The sequence below is a fragment of the Heyndrickxia shackletonii genome (genome assembly GCF_001420715.1).
Classification (GTDB): Bacteria; Bacillota; Bacilli; order Bacillales; family Bacillaceae_C; genus Margalitia; species Margalitia shackletonii.
The window spans coordinates 1,165,157-1,188,914 of the sequence record NZ_LJJC01000004.1; the positions used below are offsets into that span (position 1 = coordinate 1,165,157).

A 23,758-nucleotide genomic window follows, 5' to 3' on the forward strand; every position below is an offset into this window, starting at 1 on the left:
GAAACAAATGCAAACCTCAGCGGTTTGCATTTGTTTCACTCATTTCTGTTAGGAAGTGACAAATGATGAAGAAACCAAGGAATAAATTTTTTCAAAAAAATAAATTTGATCAGGCAATGACGGGGTATCTTTTTCTATTACCTGCACTAGTTGCTCTATTAGTTTTTTTAATTGGTCCTATTTTTTATGCCTTTTATATTAGCTTTTTTCGCTTTTCTTTCTTAGAACCTCAAAACGCAAAATTTATAGGATTCTCAAACTATATTCATTTATTTCAGGACAAAGAATTTTTAAGAGCGCTATGGAATACTTCCCTTTATACGATTGTAGTTGTTCCCATCCAAACTGCAATTGCTCTGTTTTTAGCATTAATTGTAAACAATATTCGTGGTAAGACCTTTTTTCGTGTTGCTTATTATTTACCGACGGTTACTTCCACCGTAGCAGTCAGTGTTATGTTTACGTTTATATTTCAACCAGATGGAATTTTAAACAAATTCTTGGAAAACTTCGGGATACATGGCCCCAATTACTTTAACAGTCCGACATTTGCCCTTCCTGCTATTATGATGATGGCTATCTGGTCCAGTGTGGGTCAATTTATGATCATTTATTTAGCAGGGCTTCAAGATATTCCCGAAGAGGTATATGAAGCAGCGGAATTAGATGGTGCACGCGGCTTTCGATTATTATGGCATGTTACCCTTCCTCTCTTAAAAAGAACCACCTTTTTGAATGTTGTCATGTCCATGATTGGAACCTTCCAAGTATTTGATCAGGCATATGTTATCTCGGGAGGAAATGGTGGTCCATTAAACTCTACCTTAACGGTCGTGTTAGATATTTTTAGAAAAGGGTTTAAAACGATGCAAATGGGATATGCATCGGCTATGGCATTTGTATTGTTTGCCATCATTCTAATTTTTACTTTAATTCAAAACTACTTCTTAGGTCGAGAAGATAAGTAAGGGGGAAGGAAAATGAAACGTAGCCGTAACCGTACAGCCCTCTACGTGGTAGCAATATTTTACTCATTTCTAACACTTATTCCGTTTTTGTGGTCGGTTTATACATCCTTGAAGCCAACAGACGAAGTGTTTCATTTTTGGACACCTTTAAGCAAATTGAATTTTCAAAGCTACTCCTATATTTTGCACAACTTTCCATTCGGGAAATGGTTATTCAATAGTATAGTTGTTGCTGTAATAGTAACAATCGGTAACCTTATTGTGAATACGTTTGCCGGATATGCATTTGCACGATTTAAGTTTCCTTTCAAAGGAATTTTGTTTTATCTATTTTTAGCTATTATGATGATACCGGGGCAAGTCCTCCTTGTTCCTATTTATATGTTATTAGCAAATCTCGGTTGGATTGATTCCTATAAAGGGTTGACGATTCCGTTTTTAATGAGTCCGTTTATGATATTCCTGGCAAGGCAATTTTTCCTTGGCATCCCAAAAGAATTGGAGGAGGCGGCCGAGATGGACGGATTGGGAAAATGGGGAATCTTTTTCAAAATATTTTTGCCACTTTCCAAGCCGTTAATTGCAACACAAATCATTTTCACTTTTCAAGGTAACTGGAACTCCTTTTTGTGGCCGGTATTATTATCACAAAGTGATGACATGTATACACTACCAGTCGGCTTAAACTCATTCTATGGTCAGTATAGTGCATACTGGAATAGCGTTCTTGCCGGTGTAATCATGCTAACCTTACCAATGATTATTATCTTCCTTATCTTTCAAAAACAATTCGTCAAAGGTATTTCAACAAGTGGAATTAAGTAATGGGATGAAGGGCTGGGGCCCTTTTCCCACAAAGCTGGGCTGAGGATTCTAAAGACTGGCTGGTGGAAGAATCTGAAAACAAAAGGTCTTTATGATGGATCAAAAGTCCAATTGGAGGAAGAATGTGAAACTAAATGGTCTTTAATAGGGGAAACGGTCCCCAATTCAATTCGAATACCGGGACGCAGGTCCAAGTCCCATTCCCATATCAAGAATTCAAAAAATCCTAAAAACGAAACAACGGGATTTCTTGAATTCTTTTTCATTTTCCCCAATTTTTTGTACACTAGGTTTAGATGAAGGATAAAGAGGAGTTAATGATACATATGACAACGATCTTAATTGTGGATGACGATCCAAATATTTTGAAGCTAGTAAGTGTCCATTTAACAGAAGTAGGGTATAAGGTATTCAAGGCAGAGAACGGAAATGAGGCCTTGGAGGTGCTGGAAAAGGAGAAATGTGATTTGGCTGTTGTGGATGTGATGATGCCTTATATGGACGGGTATTCCTTAACGAAGGAAATTCGAGAGTTATACGATATTCCAATTATTCTGTTGACGGCAAAAAATCAAATCGAGGATAAGGAACAAGGCTTTCAGTCAGGAACAGATGATTATCTTGTGAAGCCATTCGAACCAAAGGAGTTGCTGTTCCGTATAAAAGCATTATTAAGACGCTATGATAAACAACCAGCTGATTCCATCATTACCATCGGAAATACGACTTTGAACAAGAAAAGCTATGAGGTGCACATTGGCAATCGAACAATTCTATTGCCTTTAAAGGAGTTTGAACTTCTTTATTTTTTAATGTCGCAGCCGAAGCAGGTGTTTACACGCGATCATTTAATTGAACATATTTGGGGATTAGATTTTGAAGGCGACGAGCGAACAGTGGATGTCCATATCAAACGATTAAGGGAACGTTTTTCTAAATTAACGGATGATTTCCAAATTAAAACAGTGCGCGGCATTGGATACTTATTGGAGGCAGCTCAAGGATGAAATCATTATATGTAAAGTTTGTGGTCATCACCATCGGTATTATGCTTCTAAGCGGGATCCTGGCTTTTATCATCTCCAATAGCTATTACCAGCAAAAATTAAAACCGTATAATGATCAAAAAAATACGAAAATCGGATTAAGTATTGCAAATTTTGCCGATACACATCCGAATATCAATTTACACGAATATATGAAGAATCTTTCTTCCATTGGATATCAGCTATATTTGGTCGAAGATAATGGGAAGAGCAACTATTTTGGGGCTCCTTTTCGGGTAAAAAATCTTTCTCCTTCTGCAATCCATCAAGTTTTAAATGGCCATGTCTATCATGGAATTCTGCATTTCCCGCAGCAAACGTTTGTGACAGGTTTTTTTGCTAATGAATTAAATAACACAATCGGAGTTCCCCTAACTCATAACGGGAGACATTATGCTCTTTTTTTACGGCCAGATATAAAGCTTCTTTTTAACGAAATGCATATTTTATTTGCTTGGCTGATTGCTTTAACCATTTTGCTAAGTATAGTGCTTGTTCTTATTAGTACAAAATATTTAGTAAAGCCGATTTCACAATTAACAAAGGCTACGAAATCCCTTGCGGCAGGAAAGTTTGATGTGGAGCTGGATATTATTCGCCATGATGAACTGGGGGCACTTGCCAAAAGCTTTTTGCATATGTCCAAAAAATTGGAGCAGCTGGACGATATGCGGAAGGAATTTATCTCGAACATTTCCCATGATATTCAATCACCGCTATCGAATATTAAGGGATACACGAATTTATTGGAAAAAGAAACGTTAAGCCATGATGAAAAAACGCAGTATATAGCGATTATTAATGGTGAAATTAACAGGCTTTCTACTCTAACGAAACAATTGCTTTTACTTGCTTCATTGGATCGCAATGAGGATATGGTTAAGAAAAAACCGTTCAATGTAGCGGAACAAATAAAAGAACTAATCCGAAATTATCAATGGACCATAAATGAAAAGGAAATAATGCTTAGCTATTCACTGCCTGACATCATAATTATGGGGGACTCTTCTTTATTAAATACCGTTTGGGATAACTTATTATCGAATGCTATTAAATATAATAAACCAAATGGATCTATTGATATATCGATCGAAAGGAAAGACTCCATGATTGCAGTATCTTTCCAAGATACCGGAATCGGATTGTCGCAAGAAGAAATCAAACGAATTTTTGACCGTTTTTACCGTGCAGATATAGCTAGAACCCGTTCGGTAGAAGGAACTGGACTGGGGCTTTCCATTGTCGAAACGATTATCCAACTGCATAATGGCCGGATCGAGGTGGAGAGTGAGAAACAGGAAGGGACTACTTTTAGGATAAATCTTCCTATTTCTTTTTAAAGAAAGTGCTCTAAAAAGAAAAGGTTTGAACATATAGTGAAAAGTGAATACTTGTTGAAAATTCAAAGATATTATTCTTCATTGTGGCATAGCCTTTACAAATGGAAGTTTTCGAGCCATTTATGTTATGATACTGTTTGAACTAGATTGTAAGCGGGACTGGATTAAAGGAGAACAGAATGACAATTACGACGGTCTTATTTGCATTTTTTTTCTTATTGAATTTTGTGTTAGCCGGTGTTGTTATCTTTTTGGAGAGACGCAATGTCGGAGCAACCTGGGCATGGATGCTTGTCTTATTATTTTTGCCTATTATAGGCTTTATTATTTACTTAATATTGGGACAAAATCTGAGCAGAAGAAGAATTTTTTATTGGAAGGATCAAGAGAAAATCGGGATAAAAGAAATTACCCATCATCAAATCGATTTATTGCGCCATAATGCTTTTCCGTTTCATGATGAACGGACGGTGCAATATAAAGACTTGGTATATATGCTCCTTGTCAATGACGGAGCGGTTATGTCACATGACAATGACGTTGAAATTTTCATCGATGGGAAAGATAAATTCCACACCTTATTTAAGGATATTGAGAAAGCAAAAGATCATATCCACCTTCTTTATTATATTATCCGGAATGACAATCTAGGAAAACAGCTAATTGAATTATTAACCCTGAAGGCGAAAGAAGGAGTAAAGGTTCGAATCTTGTATGATGACATGGGATCTCGCAAATTACCGAAGAAATTCTTTAAGAAATTCGTTGAAGCCGGCGGGGAGATTGCATCTTTCTTTGCCGCAAAAATTCCTCATGTTAATTTGCGGGTCAATTTTCGAAATCACCGAAAGCTTGCTATTATTGATGGAGAGATAGGCTATATCGGTGGTTTTAATATTGGAGATGAGTATTTAGGCTTAGATGATAAGTTTGGCTACTGGAGAGATACTCATTTGAAAATTTCTGGAAAAGCTGTTTATGCAATGCAAACACGATTCATTCTTGATTGGAATCAGGCATCCTCAAAGGAAATCCGATATGAAACAAGATATTTTCCTGATATAGAATCAACAGGAGATACTGATGTCCAAATCGTTTCGAGCGGACCTGATTCGGAATGGGAGCAAATTAAAAACGGATATATTAAAATGATCAATTCTGCTAAAAAATATATTTACATGCAGACACCATATTTTATCCCGGATGATAGTTTGCTCAATGCCTTAAAAATCGCAGCCTTATCAGGTGTTGATGTGCGCTTGATGATTCCGGATAAGCCGGATCATATGTTTGTGTACTGGGCAACCTATTCGAATGTTGGAGAGCTTTTGAAAACAAATGCGAAGGTCTATATTTATGAAAATGGGTTTATTCACGCGAAAATGCTTGTGGTGGACGGAAAAATTGCAACCGTTGGAACAGCCAATATTGATAACCGCAGCTTCCGCTTAAACTTTGAAGTAAATGCCTTTTTATATAGCCAATATATCGCGAAAAAACTCGAAAACATTTACAAAGAGGATATGAAAAAATCTCGGGAACTCACCCTGGAGGATTATCGAAAACGCCCAATGTATATACGTTTTAAAGAATCCGTTTCCCGCTTACTGTCACCAATATTATAGTGGAAAAGAGCACAGGTCCCTCGTCCCGCCTTTTGGGATTAGGGACCTGTCTCTTCATCCATGTTCCACTTTTACATTCCCCCTTTTTTTTAAAAAATCCTTTGACATCAAGACATTCCAGACGTACAATCTGTTTAATTAAATAGGCAATTTTTTAAAGATTGTTGCTTTTTATGTTTTTTAGGTGTTCGCTTCGAAAGCAACAAAGTTTATGAAAAGAGCCATAACTACTAATATGCGGGGTGTGGAAATTGGATGTTTCATTCGATACGAAAGTGGTTCATAATTCATTAAAAAACACGAATTCTATCCATAGCAAAACAACACCAATCTATCAAACAACGGCTTTTACTTTCTCGTCTTTAGAAGAATTGGAGGGATTCTACCAAGGAAAATCTCCTTATCTGTACAGTCGGACGGGAAATCCGAATACGGATGAACTGGGACAAGCAGTTGCAGCTTTGGAAGGTGCACCAGCTGGAGTGGCAACCTCGTCAGGACTGTCTGCCATTCTAGCGGGAATTTTATCTGTTGCAAAAGCGGGAGATCACGTTGTGGCAGCGGAAGACCTTTATGGAGGAACCTATCATCTATTAAAAGAAGAGCTGAAACAATTCGGTATTGAAACTACCTTTGTTCCATTTGAAAATAGCGCACAAGTGAAAAACGCCATTCAAAAAAACACAACACTACTCTATACCGAAACGGTAACCAATCCATTTTTACGAGTGGAGAATATCGGAAAACTTGTCGAAATTGCAAAAGAAAAATCTATTATCACGATGGTAGACAATACTTTCGCGAGTCCTTATTTAAAGCAGCCATATCTGGAAGGAGTCAACCTTGTTGTACATAGTGCGACCAAATATTTAGGCGGCCATAGTGATGTAACCGCAGGAGTTTTAGTGGGACACACTGACATTGTGAAAAAAGCACGTGAAAAAGTAGTCAACCTCGGCGCAAATTTAAGTCCATTTGAGGCGTGGCTTGCATGCCGTGGCTTAAAAACTTTAGCACTAAGAATGGAACGTCAGGCTTTAAATGCTAAAGAGTTAGCACATGCGCTAAATGCAAATCCTTCTGTAAAAAAAGTTTACTATCCTGAATATGTATCGGAAAAAGGGAACGGAGCCATAGTAACAATTGAATTAGGGGAAAATTGCGATATTAGCCGATTCTTTTCATCTCTTGGCTGGGTAAAAATCGTTCCTACCTTAGCCGGCGTTGAAACAACTGTTTCCTATCCGCTTGGAACATCTCATCGGGCATTACCGCCGGAACTCCAAGATAAAATTGGAATCAATAAACAAGTGGTTCGCATCTCAATAGGAATTGAAAGTGCAAGCGATATAATTAAACAATTTGAGCAAGCCATCCAAGCTTCCCTTTAATGGCGGAATTTGCAACACATTAAAAAGCGAGTATTTAAAAAATTTTAAAAAAACTATTGACTTATGAATTATCACTCTTCTATAATGCACATTAGAAGCAATTTTAAATTTTATGAAAACTAAACGAATACTCTTATCGAGAGCGGCGGAGGGACTAGGCCCTGTGATGCCCGGCAACCATCAAACACATAAGTTTGATAAGGTGCTAATTCCTACAGATCCATGAGATCTGAAAGATAAGGGGAGGAACCTGCATAACAAGCCCTCTTCTTATGAAGAGGGCTTTTTTAATTCCTCTTTAGAACCTCACCCCTGTCTTTAAATTTCTCGATGAAAACCTAATCAAAAATTGGAGGAATGTAAAAATGACAGAACAAAAACAGCTTCGCCCAGAAACTTTATTACTTCATGGAGGTCAACAAGCAGATCCAGTCACTGGTTCTCGCGCCGTTCCCCTTTATAAAACTACTTCCTATGTTTTCAAAGATACGGATTATGCTCAAGGATTGTTTGCTTTAGAACAGGAAGGTTTCATCTATACTCGAATTGGAAATCCGACTGTAGATGTATTTGAAAAACGAGTAGCCCTTTTAGAAGGTGGCACAGCAGCAGTAGCTCTTTCATCTGGAGCAGCAGCGATTGCTTTTTCCATTTTAAACCTGGCAGGTACAGGGGATGAGATCGTAGCAGCTGGTAACCTTTATGGGGGAACTTACAATCTATTTGCAGTCACCCTTCCAAAGTATGGTATTAATGTGAAATTTGTCGATGCAGATGATCCGGAAAATTTTCGAAAAGCAATCACTCCAAAAACAAAAGCATTGTTTGCAGAAATTATTGGAAATCCAAGCTTACACGTATTAGATGTTGAAGCCGTTTCAAAAGTTGCTCATGAAAATGGCATTCCATTGATTGTAGATAATACTTTCGGTACGCCATACTTAACAAACCCGATTAAATGGGGAGCAGATGTTGTTGTACACTCAGCAACCAAATGGATTGGCGGACACGGTACAGCAATCGGCGGTGTTGTTGTCGATGGCGGAAAGTTTGATTGGAACAGCGATAAATTCCCTGGATTTAAAGATCCAGACCCAAGCTACCATGGTTTGCGTTACGGAGTAGATGTCCCACAAGCCGCTTTTGCTACAAAGCTTCGTGTCCAATTGCTTCGTGACTTTGGGCCGGCATTAAGTCCAGATAGTGCGTTTTTATTTTTACAAGGTCTTGAGACATTACATTTACGTGTTCCGAAACATAATGAAAATGCCTTAAAGGTCGCGCAATTTTTACAAAGTCATCCTGCAGTTGAATGGGTAAGCTATACAGGTTTAGAAAGTCATCCATCCCATGAATTAGCGAAAAAGTATTTCAAAGATGGCTTTGGTTCCATCGTGAACTTTGGTATCAAAGGCGGAAGAGAAACAGGACGCAAAGTGATTGACAATATTCAACTATGGTCACATGTTGCCAATGTCGGTGATGCAAAATCATTGATTATTCATCCTGCATCTACTACCCATCAGCAATTAAGTGCGGAAGATTTAAAACAAACCGGTGTAACGGAAGAATTAATTCGTTTATCTGTTGGTTTAGAAGCAGCAGAAGATATCATTGCAGATCTTGAGCAAGCTATTTTAAAGGCAACGGCTGTTTCGGTCTCATGACAAAAATTCAAACCGTTAGTATCGGCAACATGAAACTGGAAAATGGCGGGGTTTTAAATATTGAACTCGCGTATGAAAGACGTGGACCTGAGGATGCGCCGGTCATCCTGGTGTGCCATGCCTTGACAGGAAACCAGTTCTCCATCGGAACGGAAAGAGAGCCCGGCTGGTGGAGCGGGCTCATTGGCAGCGGTAAGTATATTGATACGAATCATTGGCAAGTAATTACATTCAATGTTTTGGGAGGCTGTGACGGATCGACAGGACCTTTATCTATCCATCCTGATACTCAGGACACATATCGCTCAGCATTTCCGGCAATAACCATCCGCGATATGGTTAAGGCAGAACGCCTGGCACTGGATCAGCTAGGTATTGGAAAGCTGAAAGCGGTGATTGGCGGATCATTAGGCGGAATGCAGGTGTTGGAGTGGGGAGTCTTGTATCCGAATGATATGGAACAGCTTTTCGTGCTTGCGTCTACCCCATATTTAAGTGATTACGGAATTGCTTTTAACCGAATAGGAATTGCGGCAATTGAAGGAGATCCAAATTTCCAAAACGGATATTATCAATTTTCTCATGAGGTAAAAGGCTTTGAGGTTGCTAGAATGGCAGGAATGGTAACATACCGGAGTCCAAAGCTTTTTTCGCAGCGATTTCATAGGGAAAGCCAGTCGTCTGATTTATATAGTGTAGAATCCTATTTACATTATCAAGGTGAGAAATTAGCAAAACGTTTTGACGTGAATAGCTATCTGGTTTTGTTAAAAGCGATGAATTCCCATGATATTGGACGTGGGAGAGGCGGTTGGAGAAATGCAGCATCCGCTATCAAAGCCCATGTAACAGGAATCGGTTATGAACATGATCTTATTTATCCAAGCGAAGAGATTCAGGCATTTATCCAGACAGTAGAGAAAGGTGATTTTTATAAGGTCCCAACTGACTTTGGCCATGACGGCTTTTTAGTAGAATTTGAGAAATGGGGCCACTTAATACAGCATCAGTTAGAAAAAAACTTAATCGGTGTAAGTAGTGCAGAAAAACGATAGAGTGGGTGCACCTATCCAATGTGCTAGTTATTCCAAAAAGGAAAGGTGATGAAATGACAATTATTAAGGCAGCCCTCTTAGGATACGGTACCGTTGGTCAAGGTGTGTATACAGCGTTAAAAACCCATCGTCAGCAGTTGAAAAAACTCTTAGGTGCAGAGGTGGAAATAGCAGGGGTACTGATCAAGGATCCAAATAAGAAAAGGGATATTGATCCAGATATCCTTATAACAACAGAGTTTGAGGACATTTTAAATATTCCCGGTCTGCAAGTGATATTTGAAGCGATTGTTGGGGAAGAGCCTGGCTTCACCTATTTAAATCGGGCGATTGAGAAAGGAATACAGGTGATTACGGCCAATAAAGTAATGTTTGCCCGTTACGGAAAAGTACTCCTTCAAAAGGGGCAGAAATATGGGGTTAGTGTTGGCTATGAAGCAACGACTGCTGGCGGCGTACCAATCATTCGAACACTGAAGCAATTACTGCAAGTGAATAAAATCAATAGAATACAAGGTATCGTGAACGGAACATCGAATTTTATTTTAACAGAAATGCGCAGCAGAGGGATTTCCTTTGATGAGGCATTGCAACTGGCACAGCGCAATGGCTACGCGGAAGAAGATCCAACAAGTGATATAAGCGGCAAGGATGCATTCTGCAAAACGATGATTTTAAGTGAATTAGCATTTGGTAAACAGCCCATTTGGTCGGATGTTGAATTGGAGGGAATAACCTCTATCACAGAAGAGCAGGTACAGCAAGCCTTACAGTTGAATCTAAGGTATAAACATGTTGCAGATATATATCAGGAAAATGGAACAATCAAAGCCTCGGTTAAACCGATTTTAGTAGGAGAAAGTCACCCTTTATTTTCCGTTGATGGGGTTGATAATGCCATCACTGTTGAAGCCAGTTTACTAGGAAGATTTACTTTAACTGGACCTGGTGCAGGAAAGCTGCCAACTGCGAGTGCAATGGTAGAGGATTTAGCAGATATTTTTACTGTGAAAAAACGCGAGTTGCAACCCAGTATCTAAATAGTGTTAATCAAGGACGTGTGAACTAGTACACGTTCTTTTACTATCACAGTGTTCAGATATCGTTTAGAGCAGTTCAAGTGTTATTTTAGGGGAAAATCTGTGTCCGCAAAAACATTTGGCGGACAGACGTTCCGTTATTTTAGAAAAACCCTTGTTTTGGCTGCATTTGCGGACACAGAATCCGTTATTTGCCGAAAATTGTGTAAAGCAACGAGCGAAAATCGCTAATAGCGGAACGTGTGTCCTCTCACATGATGAAACCATGGTGTTTTATTGAAATAACGGAACGTGTGTCCGGCTAAATAGTTTCCTAGAAATTATAGGACAGAGCTTCCGTTATCTGTGACAAAATCGCATATTTTCCGTAGTTTGCGGACAGATGTTCCGTTATTTTGCAAAAAAGCGGTGATTTCCTTAAGATTTTTGCGAATAGCGGAACGTCTGTCCGCTATTGGTCGAAAAACATGCATTTTGACACATATAACGGAACAGGTGTCCGCTAAAACTATCAGCCAGAAAAAAAGAAACCCCCAGTTAGCCTTCAGCATTTCAATTGATCCAAATCACCCATCTACTCCATCTACATAAGCTATCTTTCTTTAAACACAAACGAAGTTATCATAACCTGTCCTTTCCAATCATATATTGAAGAATAGGTTTGTGATATTTAGTCAAGCACTTCTCCCGCTAAATCTCACTTGAAAAAGTTATATTTATCCGTGATGAGGGGGACTTCGATGAAACGTAAATGGTTGGCAGTTATTATTTCTGGGTCATTAATTACTGGTGTAGGCGGAACATATACAGGGATGAAATGGTATTATCATGATTTGGAGCGAAAAGTGGAAGAGAATGGATCACCAATATCTTTAAAAGGGCAGCAAATTCAGCCCGATTTGTCCAAAATTGCCCAAGCATATGACCTTATTATGAAATCATATGTAAAAAAGGTAGAAGAGAAGCAATTGGTCGAAGGCGCAATTCAAGGAATGGTAAGTACCTTAAATGATCCCTTTTCTGTTTATATGGATGCAAAAACAGCTACGCAATTTAATAATACTTTGGATTCCTCTTTTGAGGGTATAGGGGCGGAGGTAGCCCAAAAGGACGGAAAAATTGTTATTGTGGCTCCTTATAAAGATTCCCCAGCTGAAAAAGCTGGACTTCGGCCAAAGGATGTTATCGTAAAAATTGATGGTGTTAGTACACATGGGTTGGATCTTACTGAAGCAACAACGAAAATCCGTGGTAAAAAAGGAACAACGGTCACACTTGAAATTCAGCGTGAAGGTACAAGCAATCCATTAACATTTGTGGTAAAACGGGAAAGCATTCCACTTGAAACGGTTTTTTCAGAAATAAAAAAACAAGGCGATAAATCAATCGGATACTTGGAAATTACACAGTTTTCAAAGGATACTGCCATCGACTTTAATGAGAAGCTAAAAAAATTAGAATCACAGAACATACACGGGCTTATCATTGATGTAAGAGGAAATCCGGGAGGGTATTTATCCAGCGTAGAAGATATGCTGAAAGGTCTTGTCCCAAATAATAAGCCTTATTTTCAAATTGAGCAGCGAAATGGCGAAAAGCTTCCTTATTATTCAAAGTTAAAACAGAAAAAGCCATATCCAATAGCCGTATTAGTTGATGAAGGAAGTGCTTCCGCAGCTGAGATATTAGCAAGTTCCTTGCAGGAGGCGGATGGATATGCGTTAATAGGAGAAAAAACATTTGGAAAGGGTACAGTCCAAACTGCGATCCCATTAGGGGACGGCAGCTCTATTAAATTGACCATGTACAAATGGCTTACTCCAGATGGAAATTGGATTCATCAAAAAGGTATAAATCCAACCATTGAAGTAAAACAGCCGGAGTATTTTTATGTGAATCCATTAACGTTAGATCATTCCTTAAAGCTTGATGCGAATAATGAACAAGTCAAACTTGCTCAGCAAATTCTTTCAGGCTTGGGATATGGACCGGGGCGTGAAGATGGCTATTTTGACTATCAGACGGAACGGGCTGTAAAGGCATTTCAAAATCAGGAAAAGCTGCCTGCGACCGGTGAAATCGACCCGAAAACAGCAGAGCTAATGGACACAGCCCTTACACAAGCTAGAAAAGAAGAAAAAAATGATCTTCAGCTGCAGGTGGCTTTAACATATATTGGGAATAAAAACTAGGAGTCGAGCATTGCTTGGCTCCTTTTTTATGTAAATCAAAGCTAAATACAATGTTATGACTTATAAATTCCTAGATTTTTATAGAAAAGGGAATAGGTTTTAATGCTTTCATCTGATAGAATAATAATAATAGATTCGTAAGTTTTAACTGATGTGGTCTGCGTACTTAATGCTCTAAAGCTTTCTATAAAAAATTTTTTACATAATAAAGGATGGTGAATAAAATTGGCGCAGGAATGGGGTCTCGAATTACTAAAAAGCATTGGAAGGTTTTTTATTCATCCAAGTTTATATATTGCTATTATTGCAGCAGTATTTATTGGTTATTTGCGGATAAAAAGGGAACGGGCGGATTTTCATATCAGTGTATACCCACTGCTGCATGAACTGCGGTACTTTCTATCCTCCGGTTGGATAGCCGGACTTATTTTGTCCGTCATTTCTGTAGCGGCTGGCTTCACCGTTAGCTTTGGTATTTTGACCACTTTATTTTTTACGACAACCATCTTTACATTGATTGGCGGCTTCCGCTTGTTATCCTCCGCATTTACAATAGGGTTAGCCTTTCTTTCTATTTATGTGTTGAATCAATTTGACTTTCACATTCCGTGGCTTGGTCCTTTTATTGAAAAAACGAACCATACTAGTCTAGCGGGAATGGTGATATTAGCAGGATTACTACTAATAGTAGAAGGCATCCTCATGATCCGCAATGGGGCTAAGGAAAGCTCGCCGAAATATCGGAAAAGCCGCCGTGGATTAACGGTAGGTGCCTTTCAAGCAAAGCGGATGTGGTTCATTCCTATATTCTGCTTTCTGCCGACGGGACCGTTAACGGCACCATTTAGCTGGTGGCCGACATTGGATTGGGGAACACATTCTTATTCCCTTATTCTCGTACCGTTCATCATAGGGTTTCAGCAGCAAATTCAAAGCAATTTGCCAGATGTTGCCGTGAAAAAGCTCGGCAAACAAATCATCGCTGCAGGAGTTGTTACAACGGCTATTGCGGCAGGCGGATTATGGATTTCCTTTTTGCCGCTTGTTGGGATGGTATTCGCGATTTTAGCAAGAGCATGGATATCCTATCAGCATCGTGTCCGCGAAGGCGCAAATCCATATTATTTTACTCAAAGAGACAATGGCCTTATTATTTTGGCTGTTATCCCAGGTTCACCGGCAGATAAATTATCTCTGAAAACAGGAGAAGTTATTCATAAATGCAATGGTCAACTTGTAAAAAATACAGATGAATTTTATCGTGCACTCCAAAAAAACCGTGCTTACTGCAAGCTTGAAGTATTGGATACAAACGAACAAATTCGTTTTGCCCAAGGGGCCTTATACGAAGGGGATCACCATGAGTTAGGCATCATCACAGTAGAAGGAAAGAAAAAGTGGGGCACAGGTGAAGCATCTTAATATGGATCATTATAAAATACACAATACATTTCCAAATACAATGTTATATTTGTTCTTCCATAACTCTCTTTTACAAATTTGTTTAAGGGAGTTTTTTATTTTTCAACTTCTGGCTATTCGGTATTGTTGGGGGTATGTTAGAAGCTACACATAAATGCTGGGAAATACATGTGGAGATCACTCATGATAGAAATAGCGTAAAAGCCTGAATTCACGAGATTCAGGCTTTTTTTTGTAAAAAACGCCTCCCTATTCTCATTTAACAATATGGAAAATATTTAAACTCATACCACTAGATGACATGGATTCCTTACATATTTCTTGAAAAAACTAACGTTATATTGAATAAATGTACGAAGCTTTCAAAATGGTGTAAATGCAAAATTTTGTAGCTGCAAGGAGACCCAATATGTACTTTTCAAAACGAATACAAGTCTTTATTTATCTTGTTTTATTTATTATTTTCTTGTCCTTATTTTTATATAATGTTTTTTATCGTCTCTCTAATTTTCCAATTTATAGCTGGGATGAAGCAAGACATGGAATAAGTGCCTATGAAATGTTGAAAAGTAGAAACTTCATTGTAAATACATATGGTTATGAGTCAGATTATTGGAATCTAAAACCTCCACTCAGTTTTTGGGCTATTATAATTGGTTATAAGATGGCAGGTTTCAATGCACTTGGACTCCGTTTAATATCTGGAATATGTGCAGGTTTAACCCTTTTATTAGTTACGTTATTTGTTTACAAAATACATGGAAAGTTTGCTTCACTTGTCACTTTATTAACATTATCAACGTGTACTCAATTTTTAATTAATCATAGTGCTAGAACTGGTGATGCAGATTCGCTGTTTCTCTTTTTATTTACATTGTCCATATTATCTTTATTCCTTTCCGAACATAATGATAGATGGTTATATGTTTCCGGATTAGCATTTTCACTTTCCTTTTTAACAAAAAGCTGGCATGCAGGGAATATTGTAATCATTATGGCAATGTATCTTTTAGTTAGTGGGAAATATAAAAGATTATCTCCTAAAAAAACGCTGATATTAGGTTTATGTATGTTTGGCCCCATTATTGTTTGGGGAGTTATTAGATTCCATTATGATGGTTTTGTGTTCTTTAGGACCATGATTGAATACGATCTGCTGAAACGATCATCCGATACAATTGAAGGTCATGTAGGCGGATTCTTTTATTATGCGGAAATATTAAAGAGATTTTTCTCCTTGTGGCTGCTGTTTTTATTCTCCCTTTTTTTAGTCATTCTTTTCAAAAGGGACTTTTCTTTTAAAAATTTTCGCCTTGAAAAGCAAGCCTATTTTATAAGTTTATGTATATGGATACTTATTCCGATAATTGTCTTTACATTTTCTAAAACAAAAATAAGATGGTATATTCTCCCTGTTTATCCTCCGCTATCTATAATGATTGGTATTTTAGCGAAAAAAGTTTGGATAAATGGGAACCTAATGCTTCGCAGTTTACTTCTGATATCTATGCTTGGTATATCTTTTTTTTATGAAGGTCAGATTCAATTATATTTAAACGAGCCACGAAAAAGTTTACAACAAAATTTACTGGAAAAAACACGGGGAATGGAAGGGATAAAAGGATACAGTTTGTATTTATATCATCCCACTGATTCAATTAAATGGTCACAAAGCACTTTATTAACAGCGGAACTTGTGAATGATTTTAAGACGGAATCCGGAGATTTTCAGGCATTTTTACATAATGAAAAAGCTATTCTTATGGCAAAGAAGGATTTAGTTACGGACCAATTTATTCAAGCCAATCAATTAAAAATTGTCCATTCAAATAAGTGGGGATACCTTTTGAGGAAGGAAGAGTTTTCAAGTAAATAATATGCACCGGATGAGAGGTTAAGTCAAAAAAATGTAACAAATACAAGATTGGTGCTAAAATAATACTTGACACAGTAATTATATCTAGTATCTTTTTTGCAGTCTAGGAAAAAAAGGAGGTGCGTAATATGACAAATACTTATCCAAGCACAGATATGGAAATGAATATTACCTGGGGAGATTGTGATGCTGCGGGAATTTCCTATTATGCCAGAACATTTGATTGGTTTACAAATGGACGTATGCATTTTTGGGAGAATAGCGATGTCCCTTATATGAAAACTTTCCATCAACTTGGAATTGCGATTGTATGTTTGAAGGCAGACTGTCAATATAAAAAAATGCTGCGTCCAGAAGACAAAGTTATTGTTCGGACAAGCTTGACAGAGTTTACAAGGTCACGGATGGCATTTCATTATCAAATAATAAAAGACGATGGCCAAATTGCATGTGAGGGTGTGACCACTCATACATACGTCGATAATCATGGAAACCCATTTAATTTAAAAAAACGGTTTCCTGAGCTTTGGGGAAAATTAATGAATATTTGGCCAGAATTTAATAATTAAATGATTTCTTTGAATAGTAAAAGAAAGGTTATGGCCATAATTGAGAAGACCAATGTGGCCTATTTTTAATTGAAATGGAAAGAAGGATGAATCTTGTGAATCAATATACATATGATGTTCGTATGTTCCAAGAAACATTTGAGCATGAATTTACGTATATTAATGGATTTTTGCGAAATGTCCATCGATTCGCGAACCAGCCAGCAATGACTTGTACACTTCGCAATCGGACATGGACGTATCAAGAATTAAATCGTGAGGTAAATAAATTAGCCCATGCACTTCGGGAGGATGGGGTAGGCAAGAATGAAGTAGTGATGTATCAGCTGTTAAATTCTGCGGAATTTGTCTTTAGTTATTTAGCACCACAAAAAATTGGCGCGATTAACAGCCCTATCAATTTCCGGCTTTCGCCAGGGGAAACTGCCTATATTCTTGATGACAGTAAACCAGCAGTATTTATTTATGATGAAGAGATTAAGGAAACGGCTATGCAAGCTTTGGAAATGGCAAAGCATAAACCTGTAAGGGTAATTATGGTTGATATTACAGGGGAAAAAGAAGCTCCTGAAGGACATATTACGTATTCAGACTACGTACGGGACCATTCAGAAGCAGAACCTGAAAAGGTAATTCGGCACATTTATGACGAAAATACACGTCTCTATACATCCGGAACTACCGGTATGCCAAAGGGTGTACCTTTAAACAACATTAACGATATTCTTTCTGCGCACGATGTTGCCATGCATTTTCCTCTCAATCCAACAGATAAAACAATGAATATGAGTCCATGGTTTCATCGCGGTGGTATACATTCAGGCGGGCCAAACCCTACCTTATATGTAGGCGGAGAAATTGTCATTCTTAGATATTTTCATCCAAAGACATGTTTAAAATATGCGGAAGAGTATAATTTAACATTTCTAATTGGAGCGCCGCCAATGCTGAAAATGCTTTATAATCAGCAAAAGAAACATCCTGTTGATCTATCCAAATTGAAGGGGATTGTTACAATGGGGGCTCCTCTTGGCAGAGAGGATTGTATTAAGTTTCAGGAAACCTTATCACCAAATATTTTTAATGGATATGGTACAACAGAAGCTTTCTGGAATACGTTCCTTCGTCCTTATGATTTGCCTGCAATGGCTGGTTCTGCTGGGCGAGCGTGTACAGATGATGATGTAGCGGTCGTGAAAATTTATCCTGATCGCAAAGCAGAACCGGATGATCTTGTGGCAAAAGACAAAACAGAGGTCGGGGAAGTGATTGTCAGGGCACCTGGTAAGACTGCTTATGCATACGTTAATAATGAAAAGGAAAGTGAGAGAGTCTTTTACAAAGGATGGCTCTATATAGGAGATATGGCTACTTGGGATGAAAATGAATTTATCACCATTGTTGGCCGCAAAAATGATATGATTGTCTCTTCTGGAGAAAATATTCATCCGGTACAAGTAGAAGAAATTCTAAGTGAACATCCGAAAGTACAAGAAGCAGTAGTGGTAGGAGTTCCTGATGAACTAAGAGGAGAATCAGTAGTCGCTTATATCATTAAGGCAGATCCATCCCTGACAGCAGATGAATTAAATAAGTACTGTACAGAGCATCCGATGCTCGCAGATTATAAGAGACCGCGTTTTTACCGATTTATTGATGAATTGCCGTATACAGCCACAGGGAAAAAGAAACATTTTGAAGTAAGATCGTTAGCAATAGAGGATCAAAAACAAGGGAATTTAGAAAGAGCGTAAATAGCTATCAAATCAAGGACCAAATCGGACAAGTTTACGATTTGGTCCTTGATTTAGTTTAATACGGACACTAGTTCCTTTATCTGTGACAAAACGGGGTATTTTCATATGTTTGCGGACAGAGGTTCCGTTATTTGTAAAAAAACAGAGATTTTCATGTGCTTTTTTGCGAATAGCGTACCCTAAGTCCGCTTGTCTCTCAAATATGGGTCTTTTTATCAAAATAGAGGATTCACTGTCCGCTAAGAAGCAACTTGCTTTTTTATTTTTCTATTTATAAGGATGGAAATAATAACAATCACCACCACCACTCCAATACTGACATACAAACCTGGTCGAATTTCCTTCTCTAACATAGTCCCGCATATAGCAGCTAACAGAAGGATGTTTCCGACAACTGACATTATTTTTTCCCACATTTTCAATTGCAAAAGTCGAAGGGCTGATATGATGATAAAAAACCAATTAAATAACAATAAAATGCCGGCTGCAGTCGTGATATACTCATATATTTTTCCTGGTAACAGTAATGCGGTGATGATGGAAACAAGCAAGCCGACTGTTGCTAATCCTAAAGACGGAAGCGGCAAGTCCTTGAATCTTTTTATCTTTTTTGCAAAAAAGGCAGGAGCATCATGCGTCTCCGCTAGTGTTACTAACAGTTGGGTTACTCCAAATAAAGAGGCTGTCATCGTAGAAAATCCTGCAATGATGATCGCTCCATTAAATACATGCGGAAAAAATGGAAGGTGGTAATCTTCCATCGCTTTCACAAAAGGGCTTTCCTCTTCATTAAAGGCATGATAGGACTCCATACATACGACAAGTCCAAGGGAGAGGACATAAATAATCGTCAAAACGATTAGCATGATCGTTCCGGCTTTTGGTGCATCTTCTTTCTTTTTCAGCTGCATTGCCATCAGTCCAATTACTTCTATGCCGCCAAAAGCGTAAAAAGCATAAATAAGTGCAGCACCAAAACCCTTCCAACCCTTAGGAAAAAAGGTATCAAAAGAATGGGGCAAGCTTGGATGATTTGCATGTCCATTTATCCAGCCAAACAAGGCAGCTACTGCTAATATTATAAACATAAGTATGGCTGCTGTTTTTAGAATAGCCAATATATTTTCGATTTTATCAAAGCCCTTTGTTCCTAGTAAAACCACCATAATGGAAAGAACAGCGTAGCATGCTGCGAATAGCCAAAGAGGAATTTGATGGAACCAAAAGCGTGATAGAATGGACAAACCTGTTAATTGACTTCCCATGATGAGAATATTGGAACACCAATAATTCCATCCGCATGAAAATCCTGCCCACTTCCCAAATGCCTTTTTTGCATAGTAGCAAAAGGAACCTTCCTGTGGGTCTTGCGCCGTCATTTTTGCCAGCATATTGTAAACAATATAAGTAGCGATTGCAGCACAGATAAAGGAAAATACAATCGACGGCCCTGTCGTTTTGATTCCGATGCTTGATCCTAGAAAGTACCCGGTACCAATCGTACATCCGACTCCAATAAGGGACAGCTGCCACCAATTTAATTCCCCTTGATTAGTCTGTTTACTTGTATTATTTGAGTTTTTTGACCCCAATCCAAAACCTCCTCATAGTTACTATTACTTTTTACAAAAAGAGGCTTGAATATGTAAATCATATAAAGAACTAATGTGCTGAAGCTAGACGTAGACAACTTTTCAAAAAGTTATCCAAAAGGTTCAATTTTATAAATTCCTAAGCAACTAGAATACCAATGCTTTAACGCCTTGGCTTCCAAAGTAGATTCCGAATGCAATCATAGAGATTCCGGATAAGTAGGATATGATCTTCAGAAAGTTTGTATGTAAAAATTTCCGTGATCCACTTGATAGAATCGCCATAATAACATCCCAAAGAGTTAACCCTAGAAAAATCATACTTGTACAAATGATGGTTTCAATATGCCCATAATTTGTAGCTACTTTTGCGAGAACCGATCCGTAAATACCAATCCAAAACATAATGGATAAAGGGTTTGTAATCGACATAAAGAAACCTGTTAAATAGCAGGAAAGCAAAGAATCTTTATTTCGTGTTTGATTAATTGTGAGCTTTTTTCCACTCGTGATGCTTTCTATTCCTGTATAAATTAGTACAAATGCACCGAAAAGCCACAGAAATACCTGGATAATTGGAATATTGATAAAATGAGTAAACCCTAAATAGACAATTGCCATAAAAATTCCATCGGCGGTAACAGCACCGGCTCCGACAATCCAAGCATGTAAAAATCCATTTTTGATCCCTTTATCAATTTGGGCTGAATTAACTGGCCCAATTGGTGCCGCTAATGATAATCCTAAAAAGACATAACTAAGCAGTAACCCTCCACTTAACAAAATAATCCCCTCCGAATATGAACTTGTACATTTTATGTGCAGGGGAGGGAATATAAAACTATTTTCTGATTTGAATTAACCTCCAAACCGAAATACATCTCCGGTAAGTCTTTATGAATATTTCTTCACACGTTATAACAACTCCAAATATTGCTTCTGAAAAATACACATTCTAATCGCATTGTGATAAGTCCCATCTACGAAAAATTCATCCAGAAATTCCCCTTCTTCTTGAAATCCGGCTTTTTTATAAATATGAATGGCTTTTTCATTCGTTGAATCTACAATGAGATACAGCTTATGCATATTTAATACAGAAAATGCATAGTCCATCGCCATCCGAGTTGCAATACTTGCATAGCCGTGATTTTGATGTTTCGGATCAATAATGATTTGAAACTCTGCCCGTCTGTGAATATAGTCAATTTCCACTAATTCGACTAACCCTACCATCTCCTTATCCTTTTCCTTTTCTAAAATAAACCTCCGTTCCCCTTGATCATGGATATGTTTATCATAGAGATCCTGAAGCTCAACAAAGGCTTCATATGGCTCTTCAAACCAATATGACATGATTTTTGCATTGTTATTCAGCATATGAATGAATTCTAAATCCTCTCTCTCTAGCGGTCTTAGTTTAATGTCATTACTCATTAAAAATCCTCCATCCGATGTTTTAACATTAATATGACATAAACACGAATATCCCATTCATTTTAACCGTTAGGAAAGCACTAAACTTTTACCGAAATCTGTCGAAATAAAGGATAGTGAAAACTTATATATTCATACAAGGAGAATTACACAACATGAAATGGTCTATCAAGAAAAAGATTTTATCTGGTTTTAGCGGGGTACTAATTTTATTATTAGTTTTAGCAGGGGGAGCTTATTATGAACTTTCCATGCTAAATAAAACGTACAGCAAGTTGATTACGGTTACCTCCAAAAAGGTTGATTTGGCAAATCGGCTTGAAAGTTTATATTATGCCCAAAGTGCCAGTGTGAGAGGCTTTCTTTTAACCGGCAGCCCTACTTACTATAATCAATATCAAGTTGCAAATGGAAGGTATCAAGACACCTTGGATGAATTAGGAAAACTAGTAAAAAGCCCGATGGGGAAACGACTGTATGCAAGCATCGAGGATATCGACCAAAAATATTTTTCAGCTGTAGAACATCAGGTTCAGCTTAAACAGGAAAATAAACAAGAAGAGCTAACATTATATACTACCAGTACTGTAAAAGACATTACATTAACGCTCCAACAAAGTATTGAAGCATTAGCCAAGCATCAGAATGATGAATTATTGAAGGCAAACACTCAAACTACTGATAATGATAAAAAAATCCAAATGATATTAATCATCTTGTCTGTGATAACATTTATCCTAGGAATTCTGATTGCCATTGTAATGGGTCAAATGATTTCAAAACCGATTAAAAAGATTTCAGAGGTGATGAAATTAGTTGCAATGGGTGACTTAAGTGTGGAACCGATAAAGGTTAAAAGTAAGGATGAGCTTGGAGAATTATCGAATTCTTTTAATAAAATGGTTCATGACCTTTCATCTGTAGTTCGTCAAGTTTCTGATTCCAGTATGCAGGTTGCGGCAAGCTCCGAGCAGCTTACTGCGAGCGCTCAGCAAAGTACTAGCGCTGCAGAGCAGGTAACACGAGTGATAACAGAAAGTGCGGAAGGCACGGAGCAGCAACTTCGGACATTTAATGAAATGTCTGCTTCCGTCAAGGAAATGGCAATAGGTATGGATCAGATTGCTGAAGCAAGTGAAGTAATGCTTCAGTCTTCCGAAGAAACCCGTACACTTGCAAGCAAGGGAGCGGATTCCATCGCAAATGTGGTTTCACAAATGAATGAGATCCATGTCTCGGTTGAAGAAGCTGCAAAATTGATTCATACATTAGGAAAGCGCTCAGATGAAATAAGACGAATTACGGATATTATTACAGGAATCGCGGAACAAACCAATTTATTAGCATTAAATGCCGCCATCGAAGCAGCACGTGCTGGTGAACAAGGAAAGGGATTTGCTGTTGTTGCGGATGAAGTTCGAAAATTGGCAGAGGAATCGAGTAAATCCTCTGATCAAATATCTAAAATGATTGCTGTTATTCAAGAAGAAACGAAAAAGGCAGTATTGTCGATGGAATTAGGAAATGAGAAAGTGAATACCGGACTAACCTATACAGCGGAAGCAAATGAGTCCTTTACAAAAATTTCAGAATCCATTGGTAATGTAACCGGTAAAGCAGCAGATGTATCTGCTTCTGTGGAAGAGATTCAAGCTATCACTACCCAAATGGTATCTGCAGTGGTGAAAGCAAGAGAGGTTTCCGAGCAAGTTGCTGCCGGAAGTCAAGAAAATGCTGCAGCTTCTGAAGAACAATTGGCGACAATGGAGGAAATCACAAGCTCTGCCGAATCATTATCAAATTTAGCAGATGAATTGCAAGTTGTCGTTTCAAGATTTAAATTATCATAATAAAAAAGGTGCACGTAAATGTCGTTGGTTAGTTAGCGACTTTTGTGCACCTTTTTTACAAATATCTAGTTTAGAAGACTAGCCCCAGCGCTGTGCGCTTTTCTTT

Annotated in this window: 19 protein-coding genes and 1 riboswitch; of the genes, 16 read left to right on the forward strand and 3 right to left on the reverse strand. The window is 38.0% G+C overall.

Going from position 1 to position 23,758, the window contains the following annotated elements; translation table 11 throughout:
- Positions 1-65: 65 nt before the first annotated feature.
- The 15 genes from AN964_RS05510 to AN964_RS05575 all read left to right on the forward strand — a co-directional run bounded on the left by AN964_RS05510 (position 66) and on the right by AN964_RS05575 (position 18,770).
- The gene (locus AN964_RS05510) at positions 66-968 is read left to right on the forward strand and encodes a carbohydrate ABC transporter permease (protein WP_055738738.1); all 903 of its coding nucleotides are present in this window, start codon (positions 66-68) and stop codon (positions 966-968) included.
- Positions 969-980: 12 nt separating this feature from the next.
- On the forward strand, positions 981-1,793 hold the full coding sequence (locus AN964_RS05515; RefSeq protein ID WP_055738739.1) for a carbohydrate ABC transporter permease: 813 nt from the start codon (positions 981-983) through the stop codon (positions 1,791-1,793).
- 326 nt (positions 1,794-2,119) lie between these two features.
- Positions 2,120-2,800, forward strand: a complete 681-nt coding sequence (locus AN964_RS05520) for a response regulator transcription factor (protein ID WP_055738740.1) — start codon at positions 2,120-2,122, stop codon at positions 2,798-2,800.
- Positions 2,797-4,179 carry a sensor histidine kinase gene (locus AN964_RS05525; RefSeq protein ID WP_055738741.1) on the forward strand — a complete coding sequence of 461 codons (1,383 nt, stop codon included), beginning with the start codon at positions 2,797-2,799 and terminating at the stop codon, positions 4,177-4,179. Before AN964_RS05520 ends, AN964_RS05525 begins: the two co-directional genes overlap by 4 nt.
- A gap of 179 nt (positions 4,180-4,358) precedes the next feature.
- Positions 4,359-5,804, forward strand: coding sequence for a cardiolipin synthase (gene cls, locus AN964_RS05530; protein WP_055738742.1), 1,446 nt, complete (start codon positions 4,359-4,361; stop codon positions 5,802-5,804).
- A gap of 251 nt (positions 5,805-6,055) precedes the next feature.
- Positions 6,056-7,195, forward strand: coding sequence for a trans-sulfuration enzyme family protein (locus AN964_RS05535; protein ID WP_055738743.1), 1,140 nt, complete (start codon positions 6,056-6,058; stop codon positions 7,193-7,195).
- A gap of 130 nt (positions 7,196-7,325) precedes the next feature.
- Positions 7,326-7,438: riboswitch (SAM riboswitch) on the forward strand.
- A 122-nt stretch (positions 7,439-7,560) separates the two neighbouring features.
- The gene (locus AN964_RS05540; protein WP_055738744.1) at positions 7,561-8,862 is read left to right on the forward strand and encodes an O-acetylhomoserine aminocarboxypropyltransferase/cysteine synthase family protein; all 1,302 of its coding nucleotides are present in this window, start codon (positions 7,561-7,563) and stop codon (positions 8,860-8,862) included.
- Positions 8,859-9,917, forward strand: coding sequence for a homoserine O-acetyltransferase MetX (gene metX, locus AN964_RS05545; RefSeq protein WP_055738745.1), 1,059 nt, complete (start codon positions 8,859-8,861; stop codon positions 9,915-9,917). Before AN964_RS05540 ends, metX begins: the two co-directional genes overlap by 4 nt.
- A 53-nt stretch (positions 9,918-9,970) precedes the next feature.
- The gene (locus tag AN964_RS05550; protein ID WP_055738746.1) at positions 9,971-10,957 is read left to right on the forward strand and encodes a homoserine dehydrogenase; all 987 of its coding nucleotides are present in this window, start codon (positions 9,971-9,973) and stop codon (positions 10,955-10,957) included.
- A 102-nt stretch (positions 10,958-11,059) separates the two neighbouring features.
- On the forward strand, positions 11,060-11,188 hold the full coding sequence (locus AN964_RS27255; protein WP_268888308.1) for a hypothetical protein: 129 nt from the start codon (positions 11,060-11,062) through the stop codon (positions 11,186-11,188).
- 509 nt (positions 11,189-11,697) lie between these two features.
- Positions 11,698-13,149: a S41 family peptidase gene (locus tag AN964_RS05555; RefSeq protein WP_055738747.1), complete on the forward strand. Its 1,452-nt coding sequence runs from the start codon at positions 11,698-11,700 to the stop codon at positions 13,147-13,149.
- A gap of 225 nt (positions 13,150-13,374) precedes the next feature.
- Positions 13,375-14,571, forward strand: a complete 1,197-nt coding sequence (locus AN964_RS05560; RefSeq protein WP_055738748.1) for a PDZ domain-containing protein — start codon at positions 13,375-13,377, stop codon at positions 14,569-14,571.
- Positions 14,572-14,980: 409 nt separating this feature from the next.
- On the forward strand, positions 14,981-16,447 hold the full coding sequence (locus AN964_RS05565) for an ArnT family glycosyltransferase (RefSeq protein WP_055738749.1): 1,467 nt from the start codon (positions 14,981-14,983) through the stop codon (positions 16,445-16,447).
- 128 nt (positions 16,448-16,575) lie between these two features.
- Positions 16,576-17,016, forward strand: a complete 441-nt coding sequence (locus AN964_RS05570; protein WP_055738750.1) for an acyl-CoA thioesterase — start codon at positions 16,576-16,578, stop codon at positions 17,014-17,016.
- A gap of 86 nt (positions 17,017-17,102) precedes the next feature.
- Complete coding sequence (locus AN964_RS05575; RefSeq protein WP_055738751.1) at positions 17,103-18,770, forward strand: class I adenylate-forming enzyme family protein; 1,668 nt, start codon at positions 17,103-17,105, stop codon at positions 18,768-18,770.
- A 242-nt stretch (positions 18,771-19,012) separates the two neighbouring features.
- Here AN964_RS05575 and AN964_RS05580 read toward each other — a convergent pair whose 3' ends face one another.
- The 3 genes from AN964_RS05580 to speG form a co-directional block, all read right to left on the reverse strand.
- A complete protein-coding gene (locus tag AN964_RS05580) occupies positions 19,013-20,365 on the reverse strand; it encodes an amino acid permease (RefSeq protein ID WP_055738752.1) in 1,353 nt (450 codons plus the stop codon).
- A 147-nt stretch (positions 20,366-20,512) separates the two neighbouring features.
- Entirely contained in the window at positions 20,513-21,148 is a 636-nt protein-coding gene (locus tag AN964_RS05585; protein ID WP_055738753.1) for a LysE family transporter, read from the reverse strand.
- A 132-nt stretch (positions 21,149-21,280) separates the two neighbouring features.
- On the reverse strand, positions 21,281-21,802 hold the full coding sequence (speG, locus tag AN964_RS05590) for a spermidine N1-acetyltransferase (protein WP_055738754.1): 522 nt from the start codon (positions 21,800-21,802) through the stop codon (positions 21,281-21,283).
- Between the two features lie 155 nt (positions 21,803-21,957).
- Here speG and AN964_RS05595 point away from each other — a divergent pair, with 155 nt between their 5' ends.
- Positions 21,958-23,652, forward strand: coding sequence for a methyl-accepting chemotaxis protein (locus tag AN964_RS05595; protein WP_055738755.1), 1,695 nt, complete (start codon positions 21,958-21,960; stop codon positions 23,650-23,652).
- Positions 23,653-23,758 lie beyond the last annotated feature (106 nt).

Coding starts and splice junctions, on each gene's coding strand:
- AN964_RS05540 (WP_055738744.1), top strand. CDS start 7,561: ATGACAGAACAAAAACAGCTTCGCCCAGAAACTTTATTACTTCATGGA.
- AN964_RS05520 (WP_055738740.1), top strand. CDS start 2,120: ATGACAACGATCTTAATTGTGGATGACGATCCAAATATTTTGAAGCTA.
- AN964_RS05565 (WP_055738749.1), top strand. CDS start 14,981: ATGTACTTTTCAAAACGAATACAAGTCTTTATTTATCTTGTTTTATTT.
- AN964_RS05510 (WP_055738738.1), top strand. CDS start 66: ATGAAGAAACCAAGGAATAAATTTTTTCAAAAAAATAAATTTGATCAG.
- AN964_RS05555 (WP_055738747.1), top strand. CDS start 11,698: ATGAAACGTAAATGGTTGGCAGTTATTATTTCTGGGTCATTAATTACT.
- speG (WP_055738754.1), bottom strand. CDS start 21,802: ATGAGTAATGACATTAAACTAAGACCGCTAGAGAGAGAGGATTTAGAA.
- AN964_RS05525 (WP_055738741.1), top strand. CDS start 2,797: ATGAAATCATTATATGTAAAGTTTGTGGTCATCACCATCGGTATTATG.
- AN964_RS05575 (WP_055738751.1), top strand. CDS start 17,103: ATGAATCTTGTGAATCAATATACATATGATGTTCGTATGTTCCAAGAA.
- cls (WP_055738742.1), top strand. CDS start 4,359: ATGACAATTACGACGGTCTTATTTGCATTTTTTTTCTTATTGAATTTT.
- AN964_RS05595 (WP_055738755.1), top strand. CDS start 21,958: ATGAAATGGTCTATCAAGAAAAAGATTTTATCTGGTTTTAGCGGGGTA.
- AN964_RS05515 (WP_055738739.1), top strand. CDS start 981: ATGAAACGTAGCCGTAACCGTACAGCCCTCTACGTGGTAGCAATATTT.
- AN964_RS05570 (WP_055738750.1), top strand. CDS start 16,576: ATGACAAATACTTATCCAAGCACAGATATGGAAATGAATATTACCTGG.
- AN964_RS05550 (WP_055738746.1), top strand. CDS start 9,971: ATGACAATTATTAAGGCAGCCCTCTTAGGATACGGTACCGTTGGTCAA.
- metX (WP_055738745.1), top strand. CDS start 8,859: ATGACAAAAATTCAAACCGTTAGTATCGGCAACATGAAACTGGAAAAT.